Origin of the sequence: Pseudomonas sp. (genome assembly GCF_049645325.1) — a bacterium.
Lineage (GTDB): Bacteria > Pseudomonadota > Gammaproteobacteria > Pseudomonadales > Pseudomonadaceae > Aquipseudomonas.
The window spans coordinates 1-3,371 of record NZ_JBARTQ010000173.1; the positions used below are offsets into that span (position 1 = coordinate 1).

The following is a 3,371-nucleotide window of genomic DNA, read 5'->3' on the forward strand; positions in this document are numbered from 1 at the left end:
ACATACAGATTTGAGAGGTAGCCATCACTGGGGGCAAAGACCTTCGTCCAGGACAGTTTGAGCTTGGCCTCCTCAAGTTGGACGGTCGCGCTACGAATGCGGACATTGGCTTTTCCGGGCTGGCCCAGATTCGCCTTGGCTTCATCCAGTCCAGCGGTTGCTGTCAGCAACGCTGCCTGTGCTTCCGCTCGGCCGTTTTCTGCGATGACCAGTTTGGCCTGTGATTCGGCCACTGCTGCTTTTGCGCTTTCGACCCTCGCCGATGCCTGGGTTAATCCAGCCTGGGCGCTGGCAAGTTCGGCCTGAAATGCGGTTACTGCCGAAGCTTTTGCCTGTGCGATTTCCACGGAACCGGCCCTTTGGTCTGCCAGACGTTTAGCTCGTTCCGCTTCGCGCTGGGCTTCTTCTAACAAGGCTTGTTGTTGCTCGATCATTGAGTTTGCCGACAGAATACCGGCTTCGGCCTGCGTCACCGCAGCTTCGGCCGATGTGATGCCCGCTTGCGCCGCATCGACCTGACCACCGGCTGATGTGACGGCAGCTTTGCCTTGCTCGACAACAGCTTCCGCGGCTCGAACTGCGGCCTCCAAGGCCTCGACATCTTCTCCGGCTTGATCCAGTGCAACTTGGTCCTTATCCACCGCCAATTGGTAATTGCTTGGATCAATCTCGAACAACAGTTCGCCTTTACGCACGAACTGGTTGTCTTTGACCGCAACTTGCACGATGTAGCCCTCTACCCGTGGAGCGATCTTGACGATATCGGCCCGCACCTGACCATCACGCGTCCATGGTCGGTTGGTGTAACGCACGTAAAGCGCATAGGCTGCCAGCGCCGCCACGACGACGAGCGACAGCGTGACAAGCTTGGGCGAAATTTTCTTGGTAATATCACCTGCAGACATCACTGCCTCCTAGGGTGGAATGACGGTCAGGCCGATCAGCGAAGTCACGAGCACCCACAGCGACACGAATGCCAGCCCCGGATGCCAGAAAAACCGGCTGAATCCTGCGCTGTTCAGCAACTTCGCAACCCCCAAAGTACAGACGAATCCGAACACCACCGTGAAAAAAAACGGCGGGAAATAGACCCACTCAAACGAGACCTCCGACGGTATCCGGTGAAACATACGTAAAAGCCATCCCCTGGGAAAATGGGCATAATGCGAGGTTTAGTCCATTGTACCAACAAGCAAGACCAAACCGATACTGACAGCCGATTTTAAGTGCGGGAGGCCCTCCTGTTGATGAAAACCAAGCTGGCCTTCTCCGTGGGTAACGGTGAGGTAATCTGTCCTGCCCACCTCAAGTACGCTGGCTCCGATTCTGCGGATTAGCCGATTGTCCCTATATTGTGGACCCTATCGATCATGACAGCTGGATGCGCGGGAAGTCCGTCTCGCCAAGTTCTAAGTGCGCCCAAGGTCTCGCGCTCAGACTGCTCTGTCATGCGCGGGTCTGGGCTTTGGCCGCGGCCTGCCTGCTAGGGAGCGGCTGCCAGCTCTCTCCATGGGCACGCAATGGATTCAAGGTCGGGCCCGACTATCGTAAGCCGGCCGCACCGGTCGCTGAGAATTGGATCGACAGCGATGATCCGCGGGTCATCAGCGCGCCACCCAAGTATCCCGACTGGTGGTCGGTTTTTCAGGATCCGGTGCTCAATGATCTCGTGGCAACGGCGCACCAGCAAAACCTGAGCTTGCGCGAAGCTGGACTACGCGTGTTGGAAGCGCGCGTGCAACGTGCCAGCGTCGCGGGGAACCTGTTCCCTCAAGAGCAGCAGCTTACGAGCAGCTACGCCAGAGAGCAAATCGGTATCGTCCAACAACCGCTGCTAGCACCTTTGCCAGCTTTTCGACGTAGTTTCGACGCCTGGTCGTTCGGAGGTAACCTCAGCTGGGAAATGGACATCTGGGGTAAATTTCGTCGAGCGGTGGAGGCAGCTGATGCCAGTCTCGACGCCTCCGTCGAAGAATATGACGCACTGTTGGTCTGCCTGATCGCCGAGGTCGTCACCGCCTACGTTGACATTCGCACGTTCGAGGAGCGACTCGACTACGCCCGTCAGAATGTTCGGATTCAAGAAGGCTCATTGAAACTAGCGCAGACCCGCGCCGAAGCAGGCAAAACGGGCGACATCAGCGTCCATCTGTCCGAGTCAAATTTGGAGGGGACCCGAGCAGCGATTCCACAACTCGAAGTTGGCCTGCGCCAGGCGAACAATCGACTTTGCACCTTGCTCGGCATGCCACCCACAGACCTGCGCATGATGCTCGGAACAGCCAGCGGCATTCCCCACGCACCCGCCGAAGTGGTGCTGGGCATCCCGGCAGACCTCTTGCGCCGGCGGCCCGACGTACGGGCAGCGGAACGGCAAGTCGCCGTGCAGAGCGCTAAGATCGGTATTGCCACCGCGGATTTCTATCCCAGTATCGCCATCAACGGAGATGTTTCTACCCAAGCTGAGCAGTTTAGTGACCTGTTCAGTTCCCTGAGTAACGGCGGATCGATTGGCCCCTCTTTCAGCTGGAATGTGCTCAACTACGGCAGAATTGCGAACAACGTGCGGTTCCAAGATGCACGCTTTCAAGAGCTGGCTGTCAACTATCAAAACACCGTGCTCACCGCCAACCAAGAGGTGGAAGACGCCTTGGTCGCATTCCTGCGAACCCAGGAGCAAGTCAGGTCGCTCGCTCGTAGTGCACAGGCAACCCAGCGGGCTCTGGAACTGCAAATACTCAACTTCAAAGAAGGCGAGACGGACTTTACCGGTGTGTTCGTGTTGCAGGGTGATCTCGTGCAAAAGCAGGATCAGTTGGCGGCTGCCCAAGGCGAAGTTGCTACGAGTTTGACTAGCGTTTATAAGGCGCTCGGCGGTGGCTGGCAAATCCGTTGCCCCGGTTTTCAATTACGCGGGATGACGGAGTGTGAACCAGAGGCGGAACCCGAAGGGGAATCGGAAGTGATTCCACTGCCGCTTCTCACGACTGAGGTATCCCAGCCCGACTCGATCACGGACGAAGCGAACTGAATGCCACGACGGGAACGAAAACTGTTTCGCTGGCAATCCTCTGTGGATTACAGATCGATCTTTCCGCGGAGGCCGAAAATAATGGCGGTGTCGTCTGCGACGTTTTCGTTATCGACGACCTGCAGGTCGGCGGTCAGATGGAACCAGGGGGTGATGGCCGCGTTGTAGTAGAGTTCGACGCCCTGTACGTCCTGCAAATCGAACGCTGGATCGGCACTCACCAGTTGTTTGAAGTCGCTGTTCAGCCCATCATAGAAGTAGCCAGCTCCCATCGTGTCAGATGGTCGTCCGCCGATCAGGCCGCTGCCCTGAAGTGACACGTTACCAGTCCAACCGTAGG

Annotated in this window: 4 protein-coding genes; 1 reads left to right on the forward strand and 3 read right to left on the reverse strand. The window is 57.3% G+C overall.

Annotated features, from left to right (window positions below; all coding sequences use genetic code 11):
• Together WBB95_RS07715 and WBB95_RS07720 are read right to left on the reverse strand one after the other, a co-directional pair.
• Positions 1 to 905 (reverse strand): HlyD family secretion protein (locus tag WBB95_RS07715; protein WP_424487028.1); only part of this gene is annotated, 905 nt, incomplete at its 3' end.
• Positions 906 to 914: 9 nt separating this feature from the next.
• Positions 915 to 1,130, reverse strand: a complete 216-nt coding sequence (locus tag WBB95_RS07720) for a DUF1656 domain-containing protein (protein WP_424487029.1) — start codon at positions 1,128 to 1,130, stop codon at positions 915 to 917.
• A gap of 335 nt (positions 1,131 to 1,465) precedes the next feature.
• Here WBB95_RS07720 and WBB95_RS07725 point away from each other — a divergent pair, with 335 nt between their 5' ends.
• Complete coding sequence (locus tag WBB95_RS07725; RefSeq protein ID WP_424487030.1) at positions 1,466 to 3,031, forward strand: efflux transporter outer membrane subunit; 1,566 nt, start codon at positions 1,466 to 1,468, stop codon at positions 3,029 to 3,031.
• A gap of 47 nt (positions 3,032 to 3,078) precedes the next feature.
• Here WBB95_RS07725 and WBB95_RS07730 read toward each other — a convergent pair.
• On the reverse strand, positions 3,079 to 3,371 hold a 293-nt coding region (locus tag WBB95_RS07730; RefSeq protein ID WP_424487031.1), incomplete at its 5' end, for a carbohydrate porin.